Here is a 24,358-nt window from a genome sequence, read left to right as displayed (position 1 = left end):
GGGCGCTACGCCAGTAATAACGGGCACCTTCAGGGTGCCCGTTTTGTTTTTGCCGCCCAGGTTGCCAAAGTGAAAATAACACGTTAATCCTGCCCTAAATCAAAATCGGCCCGCCAAGGCGCTCTTATACTGCCCGCTGCTTGTTTGATCTGGAGTGGGTGATGTCGCACAGTATCTTCAACCGCCGCTGGGCCGCCGTTATACTGGCAGCCCTTAGCCGTCATGGCGTGCAGCACATCTGTATTGCACCCGGTTCCCGATCCGCGCCGCTGACGCTGGAAGCCGCCGCGGGCAACCTGATCTGTCATACCCACTTTGACGAGCGCGGCCTCGGCTATCTGGCGCTGGGCCTGGCGAAAGCGACGCAGCGTCCGGTGGCGATAATCGTCACTTCCGGCACCGCCGTCGCCAATCTTGCGCCCGCCGTGATCGAAGCCAGCCTGACCGGCGAACGCCTTATCGTGCTCAGCGCCGATCGCCCGCCGGAACTCATCGGTTGCGGCGCCAATCAGGCCATCATCCAGCCCGGTATTTTCGCCAGCCACGTCGGCGGCGCGCTGGATCTTCCACGACCCTCTGCGGATATTCCGTCTCGCTGGCTGGTTTCGGCCATTGATGCGCTGCTGCAACAGCATCCTACAGGCGCCGTACATATCAACGTGCCTTTTGCCGAACCTTTATACGGCGAAGCGTCCTCGGCGTTCCAGACCTGGCACGATGCGCTGGGCAAATGGTGGCTCGAAGACACGCCCTGGCTGAACATCCATGCGGAGCGGGCCACGCCTGTGCTCGACAGCTGGCCGCGCTGGCGGCAAAAGCGTGGGCTGATTATCGCGGGCAAAATCACGGCGCAGGAGGGCGTGGCGCTGGCCAAATGGGCAGAGACGCTGGGCTGGCCGCTGCTGGCGGATATACAGTCCCATACCGGCGCGCCGTTTCCCTGTAGCGAACTCTGGCTCCAGGAGGAACATGCGCGGCAGGCGCTCGATCGGGCGGAAATCCTTATTCAGTTTGGCGCCCGGCTTACCGGGAAAAGGCTGACCAGCTGGCTGGCGGCAGCGGATCCGGCGGCATACTGGCTCATCGATCCGCTGCCCGGCCATCTGGATCCCGCCCATCATCGCAGTCAGCGCATAGTGGCCGACATCGACAAATGGCTTGTCGCGCATCAAGCCGTTTCGCAACCTGCATGGCTGCCTTCTCTACAGGCGCTGGCGCTGGAAACCCATGCAGCGCTCGCCGAAAGGCTACAGGAGTTTGGTGAAGCGCAGCTGGCGCAGCGGCTGGCAGAGCTGCTGCCGGAGCAGGGCGCGCTGTTTCTGGGCAACAGCCTGACCATCAGGCTGGCCGACGCCTTTGCCCGCCTGCCTGCTGGCTATCCCGTCTATGCCAGCCGCGGTGCCAGCGGCATTGATGGGCTACTTGCCACCGCGACCGGCGTACAGCGCGGCAGCGGCAAACCGTTGCTGGCGATAGTGGGCGATCTCTCGGCGCTGTATGACCTCAACAGCCTGGCGCTGACCGCCGGGCCGCTGGTACTGATTGTGGTCAATAACGGCGGCGGACAGATTTTTTCCCTGCTGCCAACGCCTGAAAACGAGCGGGCGCGCTTTTTCACCCTGCCGCAGCAGGCGTGTTTCGCCAGCGCCGCCGCTATGTTCGGCCTGGATTACCGTCAGCCGGAAGACTGGCCATCGCTGCAGGCCGCTGTTGAAGCGGGCTGGCGCAGCACCACCGCCACGCTGATTGAGCTGAAGGTTGAGGCGGGCGCACCGTGGCTCGCCGGAGCATGGCGAAAATGATGCTGCACGCGCGCTGGCAGGGCGAACACCGCAGCGACAGGCCGACGCTGGTCTGGCTGCACGGCTTTTTGGGCAGCGGTCGGGAATGGCAGCCGGTGCAGGATTTTTTCCGCGACTGGCCGCAGCTGAGCATTGACCTACCCGGACACGGCGGCTCACGGGCGCAGCAGGTCAGCGGTTTTGAACAGCTTTCGGCGCGGCTGAACGCCACTTTGCGACAGCATCGCATTCAACGCTACTGGCTGATCGGCTATTCGCTCGGCGGCCGCGCGGCGCTGTATCACGCCTGCCGCTATGCAGATTCGTCGCTGGCTGGCGTGGTGGTGGAAGGCGCTCACTTCGGGCTGGCGTCGCCCCATGAGCGGGCGCAGCGGCTGGCTGACGATCGCCACTGGGCCAGCCTGCTCCGCCAGCAGCCGCTGGGCGACACGCTGCATAAGTGGTATCGCCAGCCGGTATTTGCCGATCTGCGCGAACCGCAGCGGCAACAGCTGATCGCCCTGCGAGCCGATAACGATCCGCAGGCGCTGGCCGCTATGCTGCTCAATACCTCGCTCGCCCGCCAGCCGTATCTGCTGCCGGAAATCCAGCGCCTTCCTGTTTTCCACTATCTCTGCGGCGAGCACGACCTCAAATTTCAGCGTCTGGCCGCCGGGGCCGGGCTGCCGGTTACCACTATCCCGGCGGCGGGTCACAACGCCCATCGCGCCTGCCCACAGGCCTTTGCCGCCGCCCTGGCGCAAAAGCTCAACCCCGTTTAAGGAGAAATCATGATTTATCCCGATGAAGCGATGCTGTATGCGCCGACAGAGTGGCGGCCATGTGGCGACTACAGCGATATCCTCTATCACAAAACGTCGGACGGCATCGCCAGGATCGCCATCAACCGGCCCGAGGTGCGCAACGCTTTTCGGCCGCAAACCGTTAAGGAGATGCTGCATGCTCTGAGCGACGCGCGGCACGACGAGCAAATCGGCGTCATTATCCTTACCGGATCGGGCGATAAGGCTTTCTGCGCCGGCGGCGATCAAAAAATTCGCGGTGACTACGGCGGCTACCGCGACGAGGCAGGCGTACATCATCTTAACGTGCTGGATTTTCAGCGTCAGATCCGCACCTGTCCCAAGCCGGTAGTGGCGATGGTGGCAGGCTACGCGGTCGGCGGCGGGCACGTGTTGCATATGCTGTGCGATTTAACGATAGCGGCGGACAATGCGCAGTTTGGCCAGACCGGCCCCAAAGTCGGCTCTTTCGACGGCGGCTGGGGCGCGTCTTATATGGCGCGCATTGTTGGTCAGAAAAAGGCGCGTGAAATTTGGTTCCTGTGCCGGATGTACAACGCGCAGCAGGCGCTGGAAATGGGCCTGGTTAATACGGTCGTGCCGCTGGCTGAACTGGAAAAAGAGACGGTGCGCTGGTGTCGTGAGATGCTGCAAAACAGCCCGATGGCGCTGCGCTGCCTGAAGGCGGCGCTGAACGCCGACTGCGACGGCCAGGCAGGCTTGCAGGAGCTGGCGGGCAACGCCACGATGCTGTTCTACATGACGGAAGAGGGCCAGGAAGGGCGCAACGCTTTTAATCAGAAGCGGCAGCCGGATTTCAGCCGCTTTAAGCGAAATCCCTGATGCGCCGGGCGACGCTCTTTAATTACAACATACTAATGACGGCGGGCGTGGTACTGCGCGATCGGCGGGTAGCATCGCGCCACGGGCTGCTGGTCAGGCTGGAAGAGGCGGGCCGGGAAGGCTGGGGCGAGATAGCGCCGCTGCCCGGCTTCAGTACGGAAACGGCGGCGCAGGCGCAGGCTGAAACGCTGCGTTGGCTGCAAGGCTGGCGATCGGGCGCGGAAACGGGACACGGCTTGCTGACGCCCGTGTCGCCATCGCTTTCGTCCTCAGCGCCATTACCAAAAGAGCACGGCCTGTCGCCTTCCGTGGCGTTTGGCCTCAGCTGCGCGCTGGCGGAACTGGCTGGCCTGCTGCCGTCAGCGGGCAACTATTCTGGCGCAATGCTGTGCACAGGCGATCCCGACGAGCTGATTGTTCAGCTTAACCAGCGGCCGCAGCCGGTAGCCAAGCTGAAAGTGGGCCTTTACGAAGCGGTGCGCGATGGCATAACCGCATCGCTGCTGCTGGAAGCGGTACCGACGCTGAGGCTGCGGCTGGATGCGAACCAGCAGTGGAGCCTGGAGAAAGCCAGGCAGTTCGCCCGTTTTGTGCCGGAGCCTCTGCGCTCGCGTATCGCTTTTATCGAGGAGCCGTGCCGAACGCAGGAGGATTCACGTCTCTTTGCGCAGGAAACGGGCATCGCGCTGGCCTGGGATGAGAGCAGCCGAAGCCCAGGGTACGTCCCGACGGCGGAACCCCATTTGCGCGCTATCGTGATCAAGCCAACGCTTGTCGGCAGCCTGGCGACGGTTTGCGAAACTATCGCCCGAGCCAGCGAGGCCGGCCTGACGGCGGTGATTAGCTCGTCGGTGGAGTCGAGCCTGGGCCTGACGCAGCTGGCGCGGATAGCCAGCTGGCTGACGCCTGGCGTCGCGCCCGGTCTGGATACGCTTTCGCTAATGCAGCAGCAGCTGGTACGCGCCTGGCCGGGGTCGCCGCTGCCGCTGACGGCTGCTGAAGACCTGGAGGAAGTATGCTGAGCGCTGACTGCTGGCCCTGGCTGTACTGGGCGAAGCTGGCGCCGACTCGCCTCGCGCTGACGGTTGACGATCGCGCCTACTGCTGGGCGCAGCTGGCAGACCAAATCGAGGCGCTGGCGGCAGGCTTCCACGCGCAGGGCGTAAGCGCCGGAAGCGGCGTGGTGTTACAGGCCGCCAACTGCGAACGGGCCGTGCTGGCCTGGCTGGCGCTGCTGCGCTGCGGCGCACGCCTGCTGCCTGTCAATCCCCGGCTGCCGGCCTGGCAGACTGCCGCGCTGCTGCCTTCGTTAAATATGGACTATGCGCTGACGCTGAACGGCGAGGGGCCAGCAAATATCCCTGCGTTAAAGATAATCAATCAAGCTGGCCCGATCCCGGCCCGCTGGCAGCGCGACGCCATCGCCACGCTGACGTTAACCTCCGGCTCCACCGGCCTGCCGAAAGCCGCTGCACACACCTTTAACGCGCATTTCGCCAGCGCGCACGGCGTAACGACAAGGCTGAACTTCGGGGCGGACGACAGCTGGCTGCTCTCGCTGCCGCTGTTTCATGTTTCCGGCCAGGGCATTTTCTGGCGCTGGCTTTACCGCGGCGCAAGGCTGGTGCTCAGCGATAACAAAATCAGCCCGGAAGCGACTTTTGCCTCGCTGGTGCCTACGCAGCTCTGGCGTTTGCTGCAGAAGCCGACGCTGCGGCTGGGCACCGTTTTGCTTGGCGGCGCGGCTATTTCGCCAGCCTTGACCGCTCAGGCGGAAGCGCGCGGCATCGCCTGCTGGTGCGGGTACGGCATGACGGAAACGGCCTCGACCGTGGCGGCGAAAAGGGCGGACGGCGAGCCAGGCGTCGGCGATCCGCTGCCCGGTCATAGCATCAGGCTAAACGAGGGAGAAATTACTATACGTTCAGAGGCGTTGGCCTGCGGCTACTGGCAGGACGGGAAGCTGCTGCCGCTTACCGATAAGGAAGGATGGTTTCACACGCGCGATGGTGGTGTGCAGCGCGGTAACAATCTGCTGATTAGCGGGCGTCTGGACAATCTGTTTTTCTCGGCGGGGGAAGGTATTCAACCCGAACAGCTGGAAGCGGTGCTGGCCCGGCACGAAACGGTGGAGCAGGTTTTTATCGTGCCGCAGCCTGATGAGGAATATGGTCACCGGCCGGTCGCGCTGGTGGCGCTCAAGGGCACGTCTTCGTTCGCGCCGCTGCAGGACTGGGCGGCAAAAAATCTGGCCGGGTTTCAACGCCCGGTGCGCTGGTACACACTGCCGAAGCTGAGCGGCGGCGGCATCAAGCCTTCCCGCAGGCAGCTGGCGGAGTGGGTGTTACGGCAGGAAAAACAGTAATGCCGGAACAAATTCCGGCATTACTGACTGTTGACAAAACTATGCTCAGCCGTCAGTTCGCTACTTCGTTGGGTGAATAGCCGCAGAGACAGAGCGGAACACGGAGACGCCGTGAATACGACTATCCAGGCTTGTTTCGCGCGTCCATGCGCGATCGCCTGTCCGCTCAGCCTCTACCGCTGTGGTGCTGCTGTAAAAAACGGCAATACACCCGCAGGCTTTTAAGTTGGTCATCAAACAATAATGCCGGGAAAATATCCCGGCATGGCTATGCTGACTGGCGCTATCGAGGCCAAAGACGGCCCGACATTTAGCCCTGTTTTGCTTCTTTCAGCGCCTGTTCCACGCCTGCGCCGTAGGCCGGATGCACCTGATAAAAGAGCGCGAGCTGGCGCTGCTGGATAAACTCCGGTATCTGACGCAGCTCTCCGGCGATACGCTGGAACATCCGCTGGTGTTCCTCTTCGCTCAGCAGGTTAAACAGCGCGCGCGGTTGGGTGAAGTAGTCATCATCTTCGCGATGGTTCCAGTGGTCGGCTGCACCTTCCAGCGACAGCGGCGGCTCGCTGAAATCGGGCTGCTCCTGGAACACGTTAAAGCTGTTGGGTTCGTAGGTGGCGCCGTTGCCGCTGTTGCCGTCCACGCGCATCGCGCCGTCGCGATGATAGTTGTGGAAGGGACACTTCGGCGCGTTCACCGGGATCTGATGATGGTTGACGCCCAGACGATAGCGGTGCGCGTCACCATAGGAGAACAGGCGACCCTGTAGCATCCGATCCGGCGAGAAACCGATGCCGGGCACTACGTTAGCCGGGCTCATGGCGACCTGTTCCACTTCGGCAAAGTAGTTGTCCGGATTGCGGTTCAGCTCAAACTCGCCCACTTCAATCAGCGGATAGTCGGCGTGCGGCCAGACTTTGGTCAGATCGAACGGGTTGTAAGGCGTGGAGGAGGCTTCGGCTTCCGGCATAACCTGCACAAAGAATTTCCAGCGCGGGAAGTTGCCTTGCTCAATGGCGTCGAACAGATCGCGCTGCGAGCTTTCACGGTCGCGACCAATCAGCAGCGCGGCCTCATCGTCCATCAGGTTCTGAATGCCCTGTTCGCAGCGCATATGGAATTTAACCCAGAAGCGCTCCTGCTGGTCGTTGATAAAGCTATAGGTGTGGCTGCCGAAACCGTGAATATGGCGATAGGAAGTAGGCAGGCCGCGATCGCTGAAGTCGATGGTCAGCTGGTGCAGCGACTCCGGCAGCTGCGAGAAGAAATCCCATTTGTAGGTTGGGTTACGCAGGTTGGTACGCGGATCGCGTTTCACCACGTGGTTCAGATCGGGGAACTTCAGCGGATCGCGCAGATAGAAAACGGGGGTGTTGTTGCCGACCAGATCCCAGTTGCCTTCTTCGGTATAAAATTTCATCGAGAAACCGCGAATATCACGCTCGGCATCCGCGCCGCCGCGCTCGCCGGCCACGGTAGAAAAGCGCATAAACAGGTCGGTTTTTTTGCCCACTTCGGAAAAAATCTTCGCCCGGCTGAAACGGGTAATATCTTTAGTTACGGTAAAGGTGCCGTAAGCGCCGGAGCCTTTGGCGTGCATACGGCGCTCCGGGATCACTTCGCGGTCGAAGTGGGCCAGCTTTTCCAGAAACCAAACGTCCTGTAGCAGCATCGGGCCGCGGCGTCCGGCAGTCATTACATTATTATTATGGGCGACTGGCGCGCCTGAGGCGGTGGTGAGTCCTTTTTTGGTCATGAGCGCATATCCTCGTTAACTGAAGTGATACCTTTCAAAATTTCTTTTTCAATCGGCACTGGCTATTGTGTGGGCTATATTGCCCGCTTCGGTTAATCGACGGCAATCTGGCGTTAGCTATTGCTGCCATTTGCCGTATTGATGGTGAAATGACGTTGTAATTTCCCGTGAGGCTTCATACTGTTAAACAGGTCTGAACAATGCGGAGAAGATCATGATCAGAGTGGAAATGCTGTCTACCGGCGATGAAGTGCTGCACGGGCAAATCGTGGATACCAATGCGGCCTGGCTGGCCGAACTGTTGTTTCAAGAGGGATTACCCATGACGAGCCGCCAGACCGTTGGCGACAGTATGGAAGAGCTGGTCAGCGTGCTTACCGAGCGCAGCAAGGTGGCGGATGTGCTGATCGTCAACGGCGGCCTGGGGCCGACCAGCGATGATTTAAGCGCGGTTGCGGCGGCGAAAGCGGCAGGCGTCGGGCTGGTGATGCAGGAAGAGTGGCTGGCGAAGATGGAGGCGTTTTTTGCCGGACGCGGCCGCAAAATGGCCGACAGCAACCGCAAGCAGGCGGAAATCCCGGCGGGCGCCGAGATGATTGACAATCCGATCGGCACCGCCTGCGGTTTTGCGCTTCAGCTCAACCGCTGCTGGATCTTCTTCACCCCCGGCGTGCCGTCAGAATATAAAAGAATGGTCGAGGAGCAAATTCTGCCTCGTCTTAAAGCTCGCTTCCCGGTGTCAGACCCGCCGGTATGCCTGCGGTTGACTACCTTTGGTCGCGGAGAAAGCGATCTGGCGTCAGAAATCGAACCGCTGCCGCTGCCGGAAGGCGTGGTAATGGGATACCGCGCCTCAATGCCGATTATCGAGCTGAAGCTGAATGGCCCGGCCTCTAAGCTGCCTGAGATGGAGCAGTTCTGGCAGCAGGTGCGCGAGATCGCTGGCGAAAGCACGATTTTTGAAGGTACGGAAGGGCTGCCCGCGCAGCTGTCGCGTCGCCTGCAGGAACAGACCCATCGCCTGGCGGTCAGCGAACAATTTACCGCCGGACTGGTGCAGTATCAGCTCGCCTCGGTACAGGCGCCGCTGGCGGCGGGCAACGTGCTGCCGTCACAGGATGAAAGCCTGGCTGAACTGATGCAGCGCGCGCAACGGTTAGCCGAAGCGGATAAAGCCGATCTGGCGCTGGTGGTTGGCGCAGAAAAAGAAAATCACCTCGGCTTTGCCCTCTTTACGCCGCAGGGCTGCTGGAGCCAGCGGGTAAAGTTCAGCAACAACCGGCACGGGCTGAAGGCGCGTCAGGACGTCTCTGCCATGATGGCGCTGAATATGCTGCGGCGCTGGCTGGATGGTCTGGAGGTTACGGGCGGCCACGGCTGGATTGGCGTGGTGGAGACGCAGCGAGGCTAAAAAAACCGCGCCGGAGGGCGCGGTTATTTAGCGTACAACTAAAGGTGCAGGATCTCGATCTCAATATCACCTTTAGCCTTGCAGCAGCACGGCAGGATCTCTCCCGGCTGAATAAAGGCCAGCGGTTTCTCCGCATAGCTGACTTCCCCTTTTACCAGGCGCATACGACAGGAGCCGCAGTAGCCTTCACGGCACTGAAACTCCACCTGATAGTTGTGGGCTTCCAGCGTCGTCAGCAGGTTAGGGTGATCCTCAGCGCATTCCAGACGCGTGCCGCAGGCGCTGAGGGTAACGTACATCCGCATGTTACAGCTGGAAGTCGTCGAAGTCGTTTTCGCCTACTTCGGAATCGATCTGCCCAACCAGATAAGAGCTGACCTCTACTTCCTGCGGCGCAACCTGCACGTTGTCCGAAACCAGCCAGGAGTTGATCCACGGGATCGGGTTAGAGCGGGTTTTAAACGGCAGCTCCAGACCCACAGCGTTCATGCGGATATTGGTGATGTATTCGATGTACTGGCAAAGAATATCTTTGTTCAGGCCAATCATCGAGCCGTCGCGGAACAGGTATTCCGCCCACTCTTTCTCTTGCTGCGCGGCCAGCACAAACAGGTCGTAGCACTCCTGCTGGCACTCTTTAGCGATTTCCGCCATCTCCGGATCGTCTTCGCCGCTTCTCAGCAGGTTCAGCATATGCTGAGTGCCGGTCAGGTGCAGCGCTTCATCACGGGCAATCAGCTTGATGATTTTCGCGTTGCCTTCCATCAGTTCACGCTCGGCAAAAGCAAACGAGCAGGCAAAGCTGACGTAGAAGCGGATCGCTTCCAGCGCGTTCACGCTCATCAGGCAGACATAAAGCTGTTTTTTCAGCGCTCTCAGGTTAACGGTCACGGTTTTGCCGTTGACCTGATGCGTGCCTTCGCCCAGCAGATGCCAGTAGTTGGTCATCTCGATCAGATCGTCGTAGTAGCCGGAGATATCTTTGGCGCGCGACAGGATCTGCTCGTTGGTAACGATATCGTCAAACACCACCGCCGGATCGTTAACGATGTTGCGGATGATATGCGTATAAGAGCGCGAGTGGATGGTTTCAGAAAACGCCCAGGTCTCGACCCAGGTTTCCAGCTCGGGGATCGAAATCAGCGGCAGCAGCGCCACGTTCGGGCTACGTCCCTGAATGGAATCCAGCAGCGTCTGGTATTTCAGGTTGCTGATAAAGATATGCTTTTCGTGGTCCGGCAGGCCCTGGTAGTCGATGCGGTCGCGCGACACGTCCACCTCTTCCGGGCGCCAGAAAAAGGAGAGCTGCTTTTCGATCAGCTTTTCAAAAATGCCGTATTTCTGCTGGTCGTAGCGGGCGACGTTGACCGGCTGGCCGAAAAACATCGGTTCGTTCAGCTGGTCGTTTTTATTTTGCGAGAACGTGGTGTAAGCCATGACATTATCCAGTGAGGAAGGGCAGGGAAAACCCGGCCCGACGTAAAATCAGGGGGCGAAGCTCGCCCCGCTTTGGTTAAATCTTGCAGGCGCCGCTTTCACAGCCGTCATCCTGAATGGATGGCGCCAGGTCGTCCTGAGCATCTTCCGCGCCGTCGCGGGTGTTCTGGTAATAAAGCGTTTTCACGCCGAACTTATAGGCGGTCAGCAGATCTTTCAGCAGCTGTTTCATCGGCACGCGACCGTTGGCAAAGCGCGTCGGATCGTAGTTGGTGTTCGATGAAATCGCCTGGTCGATAAACTTCTGCATCAGGCCGACCAGCTGCAGATAGCCGTCGTTATTCGGCATATCCCACAGCAGCTCATACTGATCTTTCAGACGCTCATACTCCGGCACTACCTGACGCAGAATGCCGTCTTTGGAAGCCTTGATGCTGATATGGCCGCGCGGCGGCTCAATGCCGTTGGTGGCGTTGGAGATCTGCGAAGAGGTCTCTGACGGCATCAGCGCGGAAAGCGTGGAGTTGCGCAGGCCGTGCGTTTTAATCGCCTCGCGCAGCGCTTCCCAGTCCAGGTGCAGCGGCTCGTTGCTGATCGCATCCAGATCTTTCTTGTAGGTGTCGATCGGCAGAATGCCCTGCGCATAGGTGGTTTCGTTAAACCACGGGCAGGCGCCTTGCTCCTGTGCCAGCTCGTTGGAGGCCTTCAGCAGGTAGTACTGAATGGCTTCAAAGGTTTTGTGCGTCAGGTTGTTGGCGCTGCCGTCGGAATAGCGCACGCCGTGCTTCGCCAGATAGTACGCGAAGTTGATCACGCCGATACCCAGCGTACGACGGCCCATCGCGCCGCGTTTGGCGGCCGGGATTGGGTAATCCTGATAGTCCAGCAGCGCATCCAGCGCGCGCACTGCCAGCGTGGCCAGCTCCTGCAGATCGTCCAGACTTTCAATGGCGCCAAGGTTGAACGCCGACAGCGTACAGAGCGCGATTTCGCCGTTCTCGTCGTTGACGTCCATCAGCGGTTTGGTCGGCAGCGCAATCTCCAGGCAGAGGTTGGACTGGCGCACGGGCGCGATAGCCGGATCGAACGGGCTGTGGGTGTTGCAGTGGTCAACGTTCTGAATATAGATACGGCCGGTTGAGGCGCGTTCCTGCATCATCAGTGAGAACAGGTCTACCGCTTTTACGCGCTGCTTGCGGATGCTGTCGTCCTTCTCGTATTTGGTATACAGGCGCTCAAACTCTTCCTGATCGGCAAAGAAAGCGTCATACAGGCCAGGCACGTCGGACGGGCTGAACAGGGTGATTTCTTCGCCCTTCAGCAGACGGGTGTACATCAGTTTGTTGATCTGTACGCCGTAGTCCATGTGACGCACGCGGTTGCCTTCCACGCCACGGTTGTTTTTCAGCACCAGCAGGCTTTCTACTTCCAGATGCCACATTGGGTAGAACAGCGTCGCTGCACCGCCGCGCACGCCGCCCTGCGAGCAGGATTTCACCGCCGTCTGGAAATGCTTGTAGAAAGGAATACAGCCGGTGTGGAAGGCTTCGCCGCCACGGATCGGGCTGCCCAGCGCGCGGATGCGGCCAGCGTTGATGCCGATACCGGCGCGCTGGGAAACATATTTCACGATGGCGCTGGAGGTGGCGTTAATCGAATCCAGGCTGTCGCCGCACTCGATCAGCACGCAGGAGCTGAACTGGCGGGTTGGGGTGCGCACGCCGGACATAATCGGCGTCGGCAGGGAAATCTTAAAGGTAGAAATCGCGTCGTAGAAACGTTTTACGTAATCCAGACGCGTCTCACGTGGATAGCCGGAGAACAGGCAGGCCGCCACCAGAATATAGAGGAACTGCGCGCTTTCGTAGATATCGCCGCTCACGCGGTTCTGCACCAGATATTTGCCTTCCAGCTGCTTAACGGCGGCATAGGAGAAGTTCATATCGCGCCAGTGGTCGATAAAGCCGTCCATCTGCTCGAACTCTTCCACGCTGTAGTCTTCCAGCAGGTGGCGATCGTATTTACCCAGATCGACCATGCGCTTCACCTGATCGTAAAGCTTCGGCGGCTCAAACTGGCCGTAGGCTTTTTTACGCAGGTGGAAGATAGCCAGGCGCGCGGCCATGTACTGATAGTCCGGCGCATCGCGGGAGATCAGGTCGGCAGCAGACTTGATGATCGTCTCGTGGATGTCGGAGGTCTTGATGCCTTCGTAAAACTGGATATGGGAACGCAGTTCAACCTGAGAGACGGAAACGTTTTGCAGACCTTCTGCAGCCCAGTCAAGCACGCGGTGGATTTTATCCAGATTGATGCGTTCGGTGCGGCCATCGCGTTTAGTGACAAGCAGGCTCTGATTCATGTGGCGTTTTTATCCTGTCCGTGAGATCGAAAATATCCCCCGTTTATACACAGACTGCTCACGTGTGAGTAACTCTGTGGATAAACACTATATATAGGGGGTGGATGAAGTATTGATAACAATATGGTGGTTATTTTAGTAATTTCTGCGATCTTAACAAGCCTTGACGCAGCGGCAATTTTACTGATCGCGGGCTGGCCGTTTTCCTAAGTCCGCGTTTCTCAAGGCCCTGGGTCCATGTCAACAGGGCGAGAAATTTTTTCTTATTTTTCCTGAATGCGGGATCTTTGCGCACCCTTGATCCGCCGCCTTTTTTTTTGGCCAAAAAGTATACTTCAGATGCTGAAAATATCCTGACGAATGGCGAAAAAAGCGACGCAGGCACGAAATAAAATTTACGCCGAAGCTAATAAGAAATTCCTGCAAAGGCAGAAGGACAAAAAGTGCGGTGCGAGAAGGGAAGTGCAGCCAAAGCGGAGGCAGGAAAAAATTTCCCTTAAGAAACAGCGTCCTTAAGGGAAGAGGCGTTATTCCGCAGGGCGGTGCGTATGCACCATATAGTTAACGTCGACGCCCGGCGCCAGCTTGAACTTGTTGGTCAGCGGATTGTAATGCAGGCCAATCATATGACGCTCGCGCAGCGAGGTTTCATCAACCCAGTTCAGCAGCTCGCCGGGGCGGATAAACTTTTTAATATCGTGCGTACCGCGCGGCACCATGCGCAGCACATACTCCGCACCGATCACCGCCATCAGCCAGGATTTGCTGTTGCGGTTAAGGGTGGAAAAGAACACTTCGCCGCCGGGCTTAACCAGCTTCGCGCAGGCGTGCACCACCGAGCGCGGATCCGGCACGTGCTCCAGCATCTCCATACAGGTCACCACGTCGTACTGACCGGCGAACTGCTCCGCATGCTCTTCAACGGTTTGCTGTACGTAGTCGACCTTCACGCCGCTTTCCAGCGCATGGAGACGGGCGATCTCCAGCGGTTCCGCGCCCATATCCAGGCCGGTCACTTCGGCGCCTTCACGCGCCATGCTTTCCGCCAGGATGCCGCCGCCGCAGCCGACGTCCAGCACCTTTTTGCCAAACAGGCCGTCGCTGTGCTGAGCGATATAACCCAGGCGCAGCGGGTTAATGCGGTGCAGCGGTTTAAACTCGCCTTCCAGATCCCACCAGCGCGACGCGACCGCCTCGAACTTGGCAATTTCCTGATGATCCACGTTAGCCGTGGCGCTGTTTTGCTCTGCCTTCATTGTTTCTTACTCCCTGGAAGTTTGGCTTCAGTATACATCTTTCCGCAGGCGAACGGCCGACAGGATAAAAGCGCGCGATTAAAGCGGGCGGAACGACGCTTTCCGTTCACCATAGTGCCTAAAGGTGATATACTTTCGCACCTTTAAATCCGGGTATAATTTAGAAGGAAAGCGCCTCCATGAGTGACCTGGCCAGAGAAATCACACCGGTCAATATCGAAGAAGAGCTAAAGAACTCTTACCTTGATTATGCCATGTCGGTCATCGTTGGCCGTGCATTGCCAGACGTCCGCGATGGCCTGAAGCCAGTACACCGTCGCGTGCTCTATGCCATGAACGTGCTGGGCAATGACTGGAACAAACCTTATAAAAAGTCAGCCCGTGTTGTCGGCGACGTTATTGGTAAATATCACCCGCATGGCGATACCGCCGTGTATGACACTATCGTGCGTATGGCGCAGCCTTTCTCGCTGCGCTACATGCTGGTAGACGGCCAGGGCAACTTCGGTTCCGTTGACGGCGACTCCGCTGCGGCAATGCGTTATACCGAAGTGCGCATGTCTAAAATCGCTCACGAGCTGCTGGCGGATCTGGAAAAAGAAACCGTCGACTACGTGCCGAACTATGACGGCACCGAGCAGATCCCGGAAGTCATGCCGACCAAGATCCCGAACCTGCTGGTTAACGGTTCTTCGGGCATCGCCGTGGGCATGGCGACCAACATTCCGCCGCACAACCTGACGGAAGTGATCAACGGCTGTCTGGCCTATATCGAAGATGAGAACATCAGCATTGAAGGGCTGATGGAACACATTCCGGGGCCTGACTTCCCGACCGCCGCCATCATCAACGGCCGTCGCGGCATCGAAGAAGCCTATCGTACCGGGCGCGGCAAAATCTATATCCGCGCGCGTGGCGAAGTGGAAGTGGACGCTAAAACCGGCCGCGAAACCATCATCATCCACGAAATTCCCTATCAGGTGAACAAAGCGCGCCTGATCGAGAAAATGGCGGAGCTGGTGAAAGAGAAACGTCTGGAAGGGATCAGCGCGCTGCGCGATGAGTCCGATAAAGACGGGATGCGCATCGTGGTGGAAGTGAAGCGCGATGCGGTAGGCGAAGTGGTGCTGAACAACCTCTACTCGCTGACCCAGCTGCAAACCTCTTTCGGCATCAACATGGTGGCGCTGCATCAGGGCCAGCCGAAGATCATGCCGCTGAAGGATATTCTGGAAGCCTTTGTTCGCCACCGCCGTGAAGTGGTGACGCGCCGGACTATCTTTGAACTGCGCAAGGCTCGCGATCGCGCGCATATCCTTGAAGCGCTGGCGATCGCGCTGGCCAACATCGATCCTATTATCGAGCTAATCCGCCACGCGCCAACGCCAGCGGAAGCGAAAGCGGGTCTGGTGGCGCGTCCGTGGGAGCTGGGCAACGTTTCCGCCATGCTGGAACGCGCGGGCGACAACGCGGCGCGTCCGGAGTGGCTGGAAGAAGAGTACGGCATTCGCGACGGCCAGTATTACCTGACCGAACAGCAGGCCCAGGCGATCCTGGATCTGCGTCTGCAGAAGCTGACCGGCCTGGAGCACGAAAAGCTGCTGGACGAGTACAAAGAGCTGCTGGAGCAAATTGCCGAGCTGATCCGCATTCTGGAAAGCGCAGAGCGCCTGATGGAAGTGATCCGCGAAGAGCTGGAGCTGGTGCGTGACCAGTTTGGCGACAAACGCCGCACGGAAATCACCGCCAACAGCGCCGATATTAATATTGAAGATCTGATCAACCAGGAAGATGTGGTCGTGACCCTGTCGCATCAGGGCTACGTGAAATATCAGCCGCTGACGGATTACGAAGCGCAGCGTCGCGGCGGCAAAGGCAAGTCGGCAGCACGCATCAAGGAAGAAGACTTTATCGACCGCCTGCTGGTGGCCAACACCCACGATACGATCCTCTGCTTCTCCAGCCGTGGTCGTCTCTACTGGATGAAGGTCTATCAGCTGCCGGAAGCGAGCCGTGGCGCGCGTGGACGTCCTATCGTCAACCTGCTGCCGCTGGAAGCGAACGAGCGCATCACCGCAATTCTGCCGGTGCGTGAATACGCGGAAGGCTGGAACATCTTTATGGCGACCGCCAGCGGCACCGTGAAGAAAACCGCGCTGACCGAGTTCAGCCGTCCACGCAGCGCCGGCATTATCGCCGTCAACCTGCGCGAAGACGATGAGCTGATTGGCGTGGCGCTGACCAACGGCAACGATGAAGCGATGCTCTTCTCTGCGGCGGGTAAAGTGGTGCGCTTCGCCGAGAACGCGGTGCGCGCGATGGGCCGTACCGCATCGGGCGTGCGCGGCATTAAGCTGGCGGAAGGCGATCGTGTGGTCTCGCTGATCGTGCCGCGTGATGACGGCGCTATCCTGACGGTGACGCAGAACGGCTACGGTAAGCGTACCGCCAACAGCGAGTACCCGACCAAGTCTCGTGCGACCCAGGGCGTTATCTCGATCAAGGTCACCGAGCGCAACGGGCCGGTTATCGGCGCGGTGCAGGTGGTCGACAGCGATCAAATCATGATGATCACCGATGCCGGTACGCTGGTGCGTACCCGCGTGTCTGAAGTCAGCGTGGTTGGCCGTAACACCCAGGGCGTTATTCTGATCCGTACTGCGGAAGATGAAAACGTGGTGGGCCTACAGCGCGTGGCCGAGCCGGTTGCTGAAGAAGAGCTGGATGCTATCGACGGCAGCGTGGCCGAAGGCGACGAGGACATCGCGCCGGAAGTGATGGAAGATGACGCGCCGGAAGGCGACGAAGAAGAGTAATTTCTTCCGCTTAAGGTGCCAGAGGCCGGTTCAGTGAACCGGCCTTTTTTTATGCGCCGAAGAAAATGCGGAAGAAGCTACGCAGGATTGGCGTCCGAAACGGACAGCGGCGAAGAGGATTGCTATACACGCAGGGCGAACTACGGAGGGTTGCCATGCAAATCAAAGCCGAACGTTATTTTTCTCCGCTGACGGGCAGGGGAGAATGTTATCTGGTCAGCGTAATTAAGTGGGACGGAAGAAACCGGAAATACATTGTTGAGATCAATCCATTACACAGGGCAATGTACTTTCTTTTTACTGGAAACTGGACGCATGATTATGTTGAAAATTTCGCCTGGATAGTAAGCTTTTATCCGCACGATGCGCTATTGTTGCCAGGCAAAGAGGGACGTTTTAAGCCTGACGGCGGCATGAACTTTACGCGTAGCGAGCTGGAGAAGTTTATGGTGCAGGGAATTGGGGCCGCCATAGAGGATTTTTCGCAACGGCATCGGCCGATGATGCTGGTAGCGGTGGCGATCCGGAAAAAGCTGGGCAGGTTGTATCATCGTCTTCTTATCCGGCACGCAGAGGCGGCCGGTTATCTTTATCATCAGACATATGTGCAGGAGGCTATTTATGTTATCGAGAAAAAATCAAAAAGCGCAAAGCCAGAGCGCGCGCCGACCTTCCAGAGAGGAGATTATTGCGCTATCGCTGGGTTGTATGAATGAATCTGCCGAGAAACTGGCCGCGCTGGCGCAAAAAAGCGACGTTTTTGCGGCCTGTCGCCGTTCCGCTGACGGTTATCCAGAAAAGTCTTAAGTAAGCGCGGCGTTTTACGCAGAAAACAGCGCGTTGAGCGTACGGGTAACTGGCTTTTTAACGGCTCTGGCGGTACTGTAGCGGGATCGTATTTGTCATCCCGACCAGCCGCCACTGTAGGTTCCGTTTGAAATATTTAGTCTCGTTCAGAACAACGTTAAGGATCTCTCGCTATCTGTTCCGGGCGCTGGCGCTGATGCTCTGGACGCTCGGTGCGCTGCTCACCACCTTTTATATTATTAACGTGCTGCACGAGAAAGAGGCGCAGGTACGGCAGGAGTTCAACGCCAGCTTTGAGCAGGCGCAGTGGTATATTCGCCATTCTACAGACGTTACGCGAGAACTGAAATATATCGCCGAGAACCGGCTGAACGCGTCCGCCAATGGCCTTGACGTGCTCAACGGCGTTTTTCCCGGCAAAACGGCGCTGCCACAGTTCTATCCGCTCTATTCCGACTCTGACTGTAGCGCCATGAGCGATGTCTGGCGCAATTCGCTGGAGTCGCTGAGCTATTTCCTGCACTACTGGAAAGCCAATTTCGCTTCCGCCTATGAGCTGAACAGGGTGTTCTTTATTGGCGGTGAAAGCCTGTGCCTGGCAGACTTTGGCGTCGGCAACGCCTCCGCCGACCGCGAGCGCGCGCTGAAAGCGCTGCACGAACGCATCCTGAAATACCGCAGCGGCAATGATGAAGAGCGCAAAAACAGCTTCTTCTGGATCGCGCCGGCCAGCCAGCCCGGTACGGGCTACTACTATATGGTGACGCCGGTGTATGTCGCCAGCAAAATGGCGGCGCTGCTGGGCATTGAGCAAACCATCCGCCTGGATGATTTTGTGGTGCCGGGCAGCTTCCCGGTCAACGCTATGCTGCTGGACGCAGACAATCAGCGCGTGCTTGCCTCTTCCCGGCCCGGCAGCCGGGTATCGCTGGACGATCTGCCCGACGACAGTACCTGGTTCGGCTATATCAACGGCTACAAACAGCTGGTGCTGAAAAAAACGCTGACGCCGTCTTCGCTGACCATGGTCTATTCGGTGCAGACCAACGAGATGGTCGAAAAGCTGAAAATGCTGATCATCAATGCCATTCTGCTGAACGTCATCAGCGCCATTATTCTGTTTACGCTGGCCTGGCTGTTTGAGCGGCGCATGTTTTTGCCCGCCGAAGATAATGCCCATCGCCTGGAAGAGCACGAGCAGTTTAACCGTAAAATCGTCGCCTCTGCTCCGGTCGGCATTTGCATCCTGCGCACCAGCGACGGCACCAATATCCTCAGCAACGAGCTGGCACATAACTACCTCAGTATGCTGACGCAGGAAGACAGGCAGCGCCTGACCGAAATTATTTGCGGCCAGCAGGTTAACTTTGTCGACGTGCTGACCGGCAGCAATACCAATTTGCAAATCAGCTTTGTGCATTCGCGCTATCGCAACGAAAACGTGGCGATTTGCGTACTGGTGGACGTCAGCGCACGCGTGAAAATGGAAGAGTCGCTACAGGAAATGGCGCAGGCTGCCGAGCAGGCCAGCCAGTCGAAATCCATGTTCCTGGCCACGGTCAGCCACGAGCTACGCACGCCGCTGTACGGCATTATCGGCAACCTGGATCTGCTGCAAACCCGCGCGCTGCCTAAAGGCGTAGAGTCGCTGGTCACGGCGATGAATAACTCCTCCAGCCTGCTGCTGAAAATCATCAGCGATATTCTCGACTTCTCTAAAATTGAGTCCGAGCAGCTGCGTATTGAACCACGGGAATTCGCGCCGCGCGAGGTGATCACCCATATCGCCTCTAACTATCTGGCGATGGTGGTGAAAAAACGCCTGACGCTCTGGTGCTTTATCGACAGCGACGTGCCGGTCACGCTGGACGGCGATCCGATCCGCCTTCAGCAGGTCATCTCTAACCTGTTGAACAACGCAATTAAGTTTACCCACACCGGCGGCATTATTTTGCAGGCCTACGTTAAAGACGGCTATCTGGCTTTCCGCGTGCGTGATACCGGCGTGGGCATACCGGCCAAAGAGATCACCCGCCTGTTCGATCCGTTCTTTCAGGTCGGCACCGGCGTGCAGCGTAATTTCCAGGGCACCGGCCTGGGGCTGGCTATCTGTGAAAAGCTGATCAATATGATGGACGGTGATATTGAGGTCGATTCCGAACCGGGAATGGGCAGCCAGTTTATCGTGCGCATTCCGCTTTATAACAGCAAGGTGAAAACCCCGCAGCGGCACGAAGGCCTGGAAGGCAAAACCTGCTGGCTGGAACTGCGTAACGAGGCGCTGGCCGCTTTCCTGGAAAAATTGCTCGACGGGCACGGCCTGAAGGTGCAGCGCCTGCATGAGCTAAGCCGCTGCGAGCCGGATGACGTGATCGTGACCGATTACGACTTCCAGAGTCAGCAGGTGCACCGGGCGACTATCCGCTTTGACGGCAGCCATAACGATGGCCCGCAGGAGCTCTCGCCGGGGCGTTGGGTTTACGGCACCACCACGCCGCACGAGCTGCCCGCGCTGTTGGGACGCATCTATCGTGTTGAAGTAGAGATGCCGGACGCTTCGTCAGAGCTGCCGGAAACGGACGAGAAAAGCGTCACCAACGAAGATATTCTTATCCTGGTGGTGGACGATCACCCTATCAACCGCATGCTGCTGTCCGATCAGCTTGGCTCGCTGGGCTATCGGGTGAAAACGGCGCAGGATGGCGTGGATGCGCTCAACGTGCTGAGCCGCAACGAGATTGATATTGTCCTGACCGACGTCAACATGCCGAATATGGACGGTTATCGCCTGACGCAGCGCCTGCGGCAGCTGGGCCTGACCTTCCCGGTGGTCGGCGTCACCGCCAACGCGCTGGCGGAAGAAAAACAGCGCTGTATGGAAGCGGGTATGGATAACTGTCTGTCGAAGCCGGTTACGCTGGACACGCTACAGCAGACGCTGGCGTTTTACGCGGATCGGGTCAGGAAAAGCCGGGAAGGGTAACGCGGACAATAAAAAAAGCCTGGCGGGAGCCAGGCTCAGGACAAGCCCTGGGGGTTTAGTCTTTATCCACCGGCATGGTGCTGACGGATGAAAGATAGTTCAGCAGCGCGATATCGTTATCCACGCCCAGCTTCATCATCGCCGACTTCTTCTGGCTACTGATGGTTTTGATGCTGCGGTTCAGCTTCTTGGCGATTTCGGTTACCAGGAAACCTTCCGCAAACAGGCGCAGCACTTCGCTCTCTTTCGGGGACAGGCGCTTGTCGCCGTAGCCGCCCGCGCTGATTTTCTCCAGCAGTTTAGCCACGCTTTCCGGCGTATACTTCTTGCCTTTTTGCAGTGCGGCCAGCGCTTTAGGCAGGTCGGTTGGCGCGCCCTGTTTCAGCACGATCCCTTCAATGTCCAGGTCCAGCACGGCGCTGAGGATGGCCGGGTTGTTGTTCATGGTCAGAACGATGATCGACAGGTCCGGATAGTGACGCTTGATATACTTAATCAGCGTAATACCGTCGCCATATTTTTCACCAGGCATCGACAGATCGGTGATCAGGACGTTGGCGTCGAGCTTGGAAAGGCTGTTGATTAATGCTGTGGAATCTTCGAACTCACCGACAACATTGACCCATTCAATCTGTTCAAGTGACTTGCGAATGCCGAACAGAACAATAGGATGGTCATCGGCAATAATTACGTTCAGGTTGTTCATATTATTGGTTACCTTGCTGCAGCAGTTCGTTGACGTAGCGGTCAATTTCACTGGTGGTATTTTTAATGTTTGAATTGTCACACTCGGTTATGTGCTGTTCTAACGTTTCACAAAGCTGCTTGCCCGGTGTCAAATTAAGCATGGCAAACACACCCTTCAGGCGATGCGCAGTCTGAGCAAGCGAACTCAAGTCCCTTTCTGCTGCCTCATTATACAATCTCTTTACATCATCTGGTACTGTCTCAACAAACAGCTGGAAATAGCCTGGCGCGAACAGCTGCGCAGGCGTCTCCTCTTCTTCGGTCTCATCCAGGGCCAGCTGAAGCTCAATAAGCTGCAGTAACGCATCCTGCATAGCGCTGCTGATATTGAAATTCACCCTGAAGCGATCGCGGGAAAGCGCGGTGTAGCCCGCCTCATCATCCGTCAGCAGCAGCGACCAGGCCGTCAGGCTGGCCGGGTCGTCCGTGACCAGCACATCGTGATCCTGTCCGGAAAAGCGCTCGTCCGGCGTAATACAGCTGGCGCCCCAGTTTTCTAACTGGTGCACCACAATTTTTCTGACCTCATCCACGTTGATATCAATTAACGCGGTCAGACCTTCCAGCAGCTTCTCTTCCTGAGCCTGCTGGTGTTCCTGCGGCGCATGAACCTGGATGCTGTAACGGGTGCCGATATCGGGACGCGCGACAATTTCAAGATGCCCGCCAAGCTGTTTGCACAGCTGCTTACAAAGGAAAAACGCCAGCCCCGAAGCCTGACCAAAACGGTCAAAGCTGGTTTCGCCGAGGAAAGGAAAATCGGTGTTGCCCATCTCGTCCACCGTCAGTCCGGCGCCGGTATCCACCATTTCAATCGCCAGCCTGTCCGGCCGATCGGCAGGATGGCTGACCTCAATAGAGATGCGGCCCCAGCTGGTGCTGGTAATGGAATAGTGCAGCAGAGTGGTCAGGATTTTGTAAATAGCGCGCCGATCGCCAAAACGGTTCTCGTCGCTGTTCAGACGGTTGCTGACCACCAGCTTCAGCCCCTTACGCCGCAGCGAGGGCAGGGCCTCGGTCACCAGCTCATCAAGCACGCTTTGCAGGTTAAAGGCTTCGGCGTCCGGCGCCCAGTCGTGCGTTTCCAGACGATTTAACAGCACGATATCATCCACCAGCCGACGCAGCGCCTGCGCTTCCTGCAGCGCGTCTTCCAGCTGCTCGCCAGGCTGCGCGGATTCGATAGCCTGCAAATGGCCGATCACATCGCCCAGCGGCCGGTTCAGCGCGTGTCCCAGATTCTGCAACAGCTGCTGACGCGTCTGGTGGCTTTTATCCAGCACCTGCTGCGCTTTTTGCAGCTTTTTATTCACCAACAGCTCGCGATCCTGATCGCGCATCATAAACAGCTGGGTGCTGGCCGCCAGCATACTGCGCGCATGGCGGATCTCATAAACTTCGTTGTTGACGGTAGCCTGCAACACGCCCTGATGCTGATCGGACATATTGATGATCTTTTGCAGATTGAGATGCGGCAGCAGGTGCTCGGCGATTTTGTTGCTGATAATCGTGCGGTTGCTGGCAAAGTCATACACCAGCAGGCCAACCGGCAGGCTGGCCACAATCTCTTCGTTGAGGATGCGCAGCGACTCCAGTTCGGCGCTCTGGTTTTCGCTGGGGCGCAGCGACTGCTGGCGCAGCAGCAGCAGACCGGCCAGCGAAAGCAGCAGCAGCACAAAATTCGCCAGCAGCGGCCACATCAGGTTACGCAGCGTGTCGGCGATCAGGCCGAGGATCGGCACGCGATAAACCAGCTGCAACGGCGTGCTGGACAGCGAGGCGGCGATTTCTACATTGGGATTCAGCAGCGTGACTTTAGTGCTGTGCGTACTGTCTTCATCCACGCTGGCGCTGCTGCCGGTACCGGCCATATCCTGCTTCAGCTGGAAATTTTCCAGCGGCATATTCAGTGGGATCAGATCGTTAATCGGCAAATCGAAGGCGACCACGGTGGCCAGGTGGCCCGGCTGGTTAAAGGTGGTGCGCACGGTAAAATAGTGGTCATTCTGCCAGGTAAAGCGGCGCAGCGGCGAGAAGCTTTCCCGCTCGTCCAGCGCGTTGGCCTGCTGGAGCATCTCCGCGCGGCGCGCATCGACAATAGTGCTGATGGCGCTCTCTTTATAACGCGTCGCCATATCTTTTAACGGCAGCGTCGAAATTAAAATCAGGCTGTTATCCTGCCCGTTGAGAAAATACATTGACCAGGTGCTGTTTTCGGCGCCCCATAGCGTATCCAGATAGTTAGACATACGCAGCGTCATATCCAGCGTGCTGCTGTCGTGCGAGCCAAAAATCAGCGCTTCGGTTTTACGGCGGGTTTTCTCAAGATAATAGACATCGGGACGCAGGCGGGTTTCCTGCAGGCTGTTCGGCGGCGAGCCTGCGGCATTGGCCGCAAGATTTTCATAAATCTGCCAGGTAGCGAACCGGTAGGTGTCGATACGCTTCTGCATAACGTGAGCGATATCCGCCATCGCATAGCGTTTATCGGTCAGCCAGGCGTTAACGGCGTTGTGGATCATAAATCCGGATGCCAACAGCAGTACCAGGATAAACATCACGAAAAACCGGGTGACGTTACCGGAAGTCAGTGGAAATTTGTAGGGCATCATAGCCGTGGAACCCCAGTTAACGAGCCATCAGTCAGGCACAGGTAAAGGCAAGCCGCGAACAAAAGGCCGGATGAGACAACGGAAGGCGGGCAGTGGCTGCCTGGCGATTCATGGGAACACACGGATCTGTTGTGCGGCCACGCGCGCGTAAACAAAGAAATCGCGTGGGGTGCTGCCAGCGCGCAGGCGCTTGCGGGTCTGGCATCCTGAATCGTCATAGGTTCCGTTAAAAGCTTGTCGCGGTAAACACTACTTTTTATCACATTTCGCTAAATTAAAGAAGAACGCGCCACGGGCAAGGCGCATATTATATCGCGACAAAACCATAGCGACGCGGGCGTTTGTGTTAAATAACCTGAAAAAAAGCCCCTGTTAATCA

General features: G+C 58.0%; 16 protein-coding genes. 9 read left to right on the top strand and 7 right to left on the bottom strand.

Annotated elements, in window-relative coordinates:
• Nucleotides 1-161 precede the first annotated feature (161 nt).
• The 5 genes from menD to menE are packed head-to-tail and all read left to right on the top strand — an operon-like array spanning nucleotide 162 to nucleotide 5,792.
• Nucleotides 162-1,802, top strand: a complete 1,641-nt coding sequence (gene menD / locus ACA373_RS08195) for a 2-succinyl-5-enolpyruvyl-6-hydroxy-3-cyclohexene-1-carboxylic-acid synthase (protein WP_370734318.1) — start codon at nucleotides 162-164, stop codon at nucleotides 1,800-1,802.
• A complete protein-coding gene (menH, locus tag ACA373_RS08190; protein WP_370734317.1) occupies nucleotides 1,790-2,563 on the top strand; it encodes a 2-succinyl-6-hydroxy-2,4-cyclohexadiene-1-carboxylate synthase in 774 nt (257 codons plus the stop codon). The genes menD and menH overlap by 13 nt, the downstream gene beginning before the upstream one ends.
• A gap of 9 nt (nucleotides 2,564-2,572) precedes the next feature.
• The gene (gene menB, locus ACA373_RS08185; protein WP_301251920.1) at nucleotides 2,573-3,427 is read left to right on the top strand and encodes a 1,4-dihydroxy-2-naphthoyl-CoA synthase; all 855 of its coding nucleotides are present in this window, start codon (nucleotides 2,573-2,575) and stop codon (nucleotides 3,425-3,427) included.
• Nucleotides 3,427-4,449 carry an o-succinylbenzoate synthase gene (gene menC / locus ACA373_RS08180; protein WP_370734316.1) on the top strand — a complete coding sequence of 341 codons (1,023 nt, stop codon included), beginning with the start codon at nucleotides 3,427-3,429 and terminating at the stop codon, nucleotides 4,447-4,449. The genes menB and menC overlap by 1 nt, the downstream gene beginning before the upstream one ends.
• Entirely contained in the window at nucleotides 4,446-5,792 is a 1,347-nt protein-coding gene (menE, locus tag ACA373_RS08175; protein WP_370734464.1) for an o-succinylbenzoate--CoA ligase, read from the top strand. Before menC ends, menE begins: the two co-directional genes overlap by 4 nt.
• A 310-nt stretch (nucleotides 5,793-6,102) precedes the next feature.
• Here the strand turns inward: menE and ACA373_RS08170 are convergent, their stop codons facing one another.
• Nucleotides 6,103-7,548 carry a catalase gene (locus tag ACA373_RS08170; RefSeq protein ID WP_253459819.1) on the bottom strand — a complete coding sequence of 482 codons (1,446 nt, stop codon included), beginning with the start codon at nucleotides 7,546-7,548 and terminating at the stop codon, nucleotides 6,103-6,105.
• A 214-nt stretch (nucleotides 7,549-7,762) separates the two neighbouring features.
• Between ACA373_RS08170 and ACA373_RS08165 the strand changes: the two genes are divergently transcribed.
• On the top strand, nucleotides 7,763-8,959 hold the full coding sequence (locus ACA373_RS08165) for a nicotinamide mononucleotide deamidase-related protein YfaY (RefSeq protein WP_370734315.1): 1,197 nt from the start codon (nucleotides 7,763-7,765) through the stop codon (nucleotides 8,957-8,959).
• Nucleotides 8,960-8,997: 38 nt separating this feature from the next.
• Here the strand turns inward: ACA373_RS08165 and yfaE are convergent, their stop codons facing one another.
• The 4 genes from yfaE to ubiG form a co-directional block, all read right to left on the bottom strand.
• The gene (gene yfaE, locus ACA373_RS08160) at nucleotides 8,998-9,258 is read right to left on the bottom strand and encodes a class I ribonucleotide reductase maintenance protein YfaE (protein WP_199746382.1); all 261 of its coding nucleotides are present in this window, start codon (nucleotides 9,256-9,258) and stop codon (nucleotides 8,998-9,000) included.
• A 7-nt stretch (nucleotides 9,259-9,265) separates the two neighbouring features.
• Nucleotides 9,266-10,396: a class Ia ribonucleoside-diphosphate reductase subunit beta gene (nrdB, locus tag ACA373_RS08155; protein ID WP_253459825.1), complete on the bottom strand. Its 1,131-nt coding sequence runs from the start codon at nucleotides 10,394-10,396 to the stop codon at nucleotides 9,266-9,268.
• Between the two features lie 76 nt (nucleotides 10,397-10,472).
• Nucleotides 10,473-12,758, bottom strand: coding sequence for a class 1a ribonucleoside-diphosphate reductase subunit alpha (gene nrdA, locus ACA373_RS08150; protein WP_253459827.1), 2,286 nt, complete (start codon nucleotides 12,756-12,758; stop codon nucleotides 10,473-10,475).
• A gap of 527 nt (nucleotides 12,759-13,285) precedes the next feature.
• A complete protein-coding gene (ubiG, locus tag ACA373_RS08145) occupies nucleotides 13,286-14,014 on the bottom strand; it encodes a bifunctional 2-polyprenyl-6-hydroxyphenol methylase/3-demethylubiquinol 3-O-methyltransferase UbiG (RefSeq protein ID WP_125288228.1) in 729 nt (242 codons plus the stop codon).
• Nucleotides 14,015-14,193: 179 nt separating this feature from the next.
• Here ubiG and gyrA point away from each other — a divergent pair, with 179 nt between their 5' ends.
• The 3 genes from gyrA to rcsC all read left to right on the top strand — a co-directional run bounded on the left by gyrA (nucleotide 14,194) and on the right by rcsC (nucleotide 20,620).
• A complete protein-coding gene (gyrA, locus tag ACA373_RS08140) occupies nucleotides 14,194-16,830 on the top strand; it encodes a DNA topoisomerase (ATP-hydrolyzing) subunit A (RefSeq protein ID WP_253459830.1) in 2,637 nt (878 codons plus the stop codon).
• A 155-nt stretch (nucleotides 16,831-16,985) separates the two neighbouring features.
• Nucleotides 16,986-17,546 (top strand): hypothetical protein, encoded by a 561-nt coding sequence (locus tag ACA373_RS08135; RefSeq protein ID WP_301251913.1) that lies wholly within the window; start codon nucleotides 16,986-16,988, stop codon nucleotides 17,544-17,546.
• Between the two features lie 218 nt (nucleotides 17,547-17,764).
• A complete protein-coding gene (gene rcsC / locus ACA373_RS08130) occupies nucleotides 17,765-20,620 on the top strand; it encodes a two-component system sensor histidine kinase RcsC (protein WP_253459836.1) in 2,856 nt (951 codons plus the stop codon).
• Between the two features lie 55 nt (nucleotides 20,621-20,675).
• Here the strand turns inward: rcsC and rcsB are convergent, their stop codons facing one another.
• Both rcsB and rcsD read right to left on the bottom strand, forming a co-directional pair.
• Nucleotides 20,676-21,326 carry a response regulator transcription factor RcsB gene (rcsB, locus tag ACA373_RS08125; protein WP_034938033.1) on the bottom strand — a complete coding sequence of 217 codons (651 nt, stop codon included), beginning with the start codon at nucleotides 21,324-21,326 and terminating at the stop codon, nucleotides 20,676-20,678.
• Between the two features lies 1 nt (nucleotide 21,327).
• Entirely contained in the window at nucleotides 21,328-23,979 is a 2,652-nt protein-coding gene (rcsD, locus tag ACA373_RS08120; protein WP_253459839.1) for a phosphotransferase RcsD, read from the bottom strand.
• Nucleotides 23,980-24,358: the final 379 nt, after the last annotated feature.

The organism is Erwinia sp. STN24, assembly GCF_041320675.1.
Lineage (GTDB): Bacteria > Pseudomonadota > Gammaproteobacteria > Enterobacterales > Enterobacteriaceae > Erwinia > Erwinia aeris.
The sequence above is the reverse complement of the archived record's forward strand: the minus strand, read 5'-3'. Positions and strand labels throughout refer to the sequence as shown.

What these genes read in the sequence shown, in the direction of transcription:
- menD (WP_370734318.1), top strand. Translation starts at nt 162, where the DNA reads ATGTCGCACAGTATCTTCAACCGCCGCTGGGCCGCCGTTATACTGGCA.
- menH (WP_370734317.1), top strand. Translation starts at nt 1,790, where the DNA reads ATGGCGAAAATGATGCTGCACGCGCGCTGGCAGGGCGAACACCGCAGC.
- menB (WP_301251920.1), top strand. Translation starts at nt 2,573, where the DNA reads ATGATTTATCCCGATGAAGCGATGCTGTATGCGCCGACAGAGTGGCGG.
- menC (WP_370734316.1), top strand. Translation starts at nt 3,427, where the DNA reads ATGCGCCGGGCGACGCTCTTTAATTACAACATACTAATGACGGCGGGC.
- ACA373_RS08170 (WP_253459819.1), bottom strand. Translation starts at nt 7,548, where the DNA reads ATGACCAAAAAAGGACTCACCACCGCCTCAGGCGCGCCAGTCGCCCAT.
- ACA373_RS08165 (WP_370734315.1), top strand. Translation starts at nt 7,763, where the DNA reads ATGATCAGAGTGGAAATGCTGTCTACCGGCGATGAAGTGCTGCACGGG.
- yfaE (WP_199746382.1), bottom strand. Translation starts at nt 9,258, where the DNA reads ATGTACGTTACCCTCAGCGCCTGCGGCACGCGTCTGGAATGCGCTGAG.
- nrdB (WP_253459825.1), bottom strand. Translation starts at nt 10,396, where the DNA reads ATGGCTTACACCACGTTCTCGCAAAATAAAAACGACCAGCTGAACGAA.
- nrdA (WP_253459827.1), bottom strand. Translation starts at nt 12,758, where the DNA reads ATGAATCAGAGCCTGCTTGTCACTAAACGCGATGGCCGCACCGAACGC.
- ubiG (WP_125288228.1), bottom strand. Translation starts at nt 14,014, where the DNA reads ATGAAGGCAGAGCAAAACAGCGCCACGGCTAACGTGGATCATCAGGAA.
- gyrA (WP_253459830.1), top strand. Translation starts at nt 14,194, where the DNA reads ATGAGTGACCTGGCCAGAGAAATCACACCGGTCAATATCGAAGAAGAG.
- ACA373_RS08135 (WP_301251913.1), top strand. Translation starts at nt 16,986, where the DNA reads ATGCAAATCAAAGCCGAACGTTATTTTTCTCCGCTGACGGGCAGGGGA.
- rcsB (WP_034938033.1), bottom strand. Translation starts at nt 21,326, where the DNA reads ATGAACAACCTGAACGTAATTATTGCCGATGACCATCCTATTGTTCTG.
- rcsD (WP_253459839.1), bottom strand. Translation starts at nt 23,979, where the DNA reads ATGATGCCCTACAAATTTCCACTGACTTCCGGTAACGTCACCCGGTTT.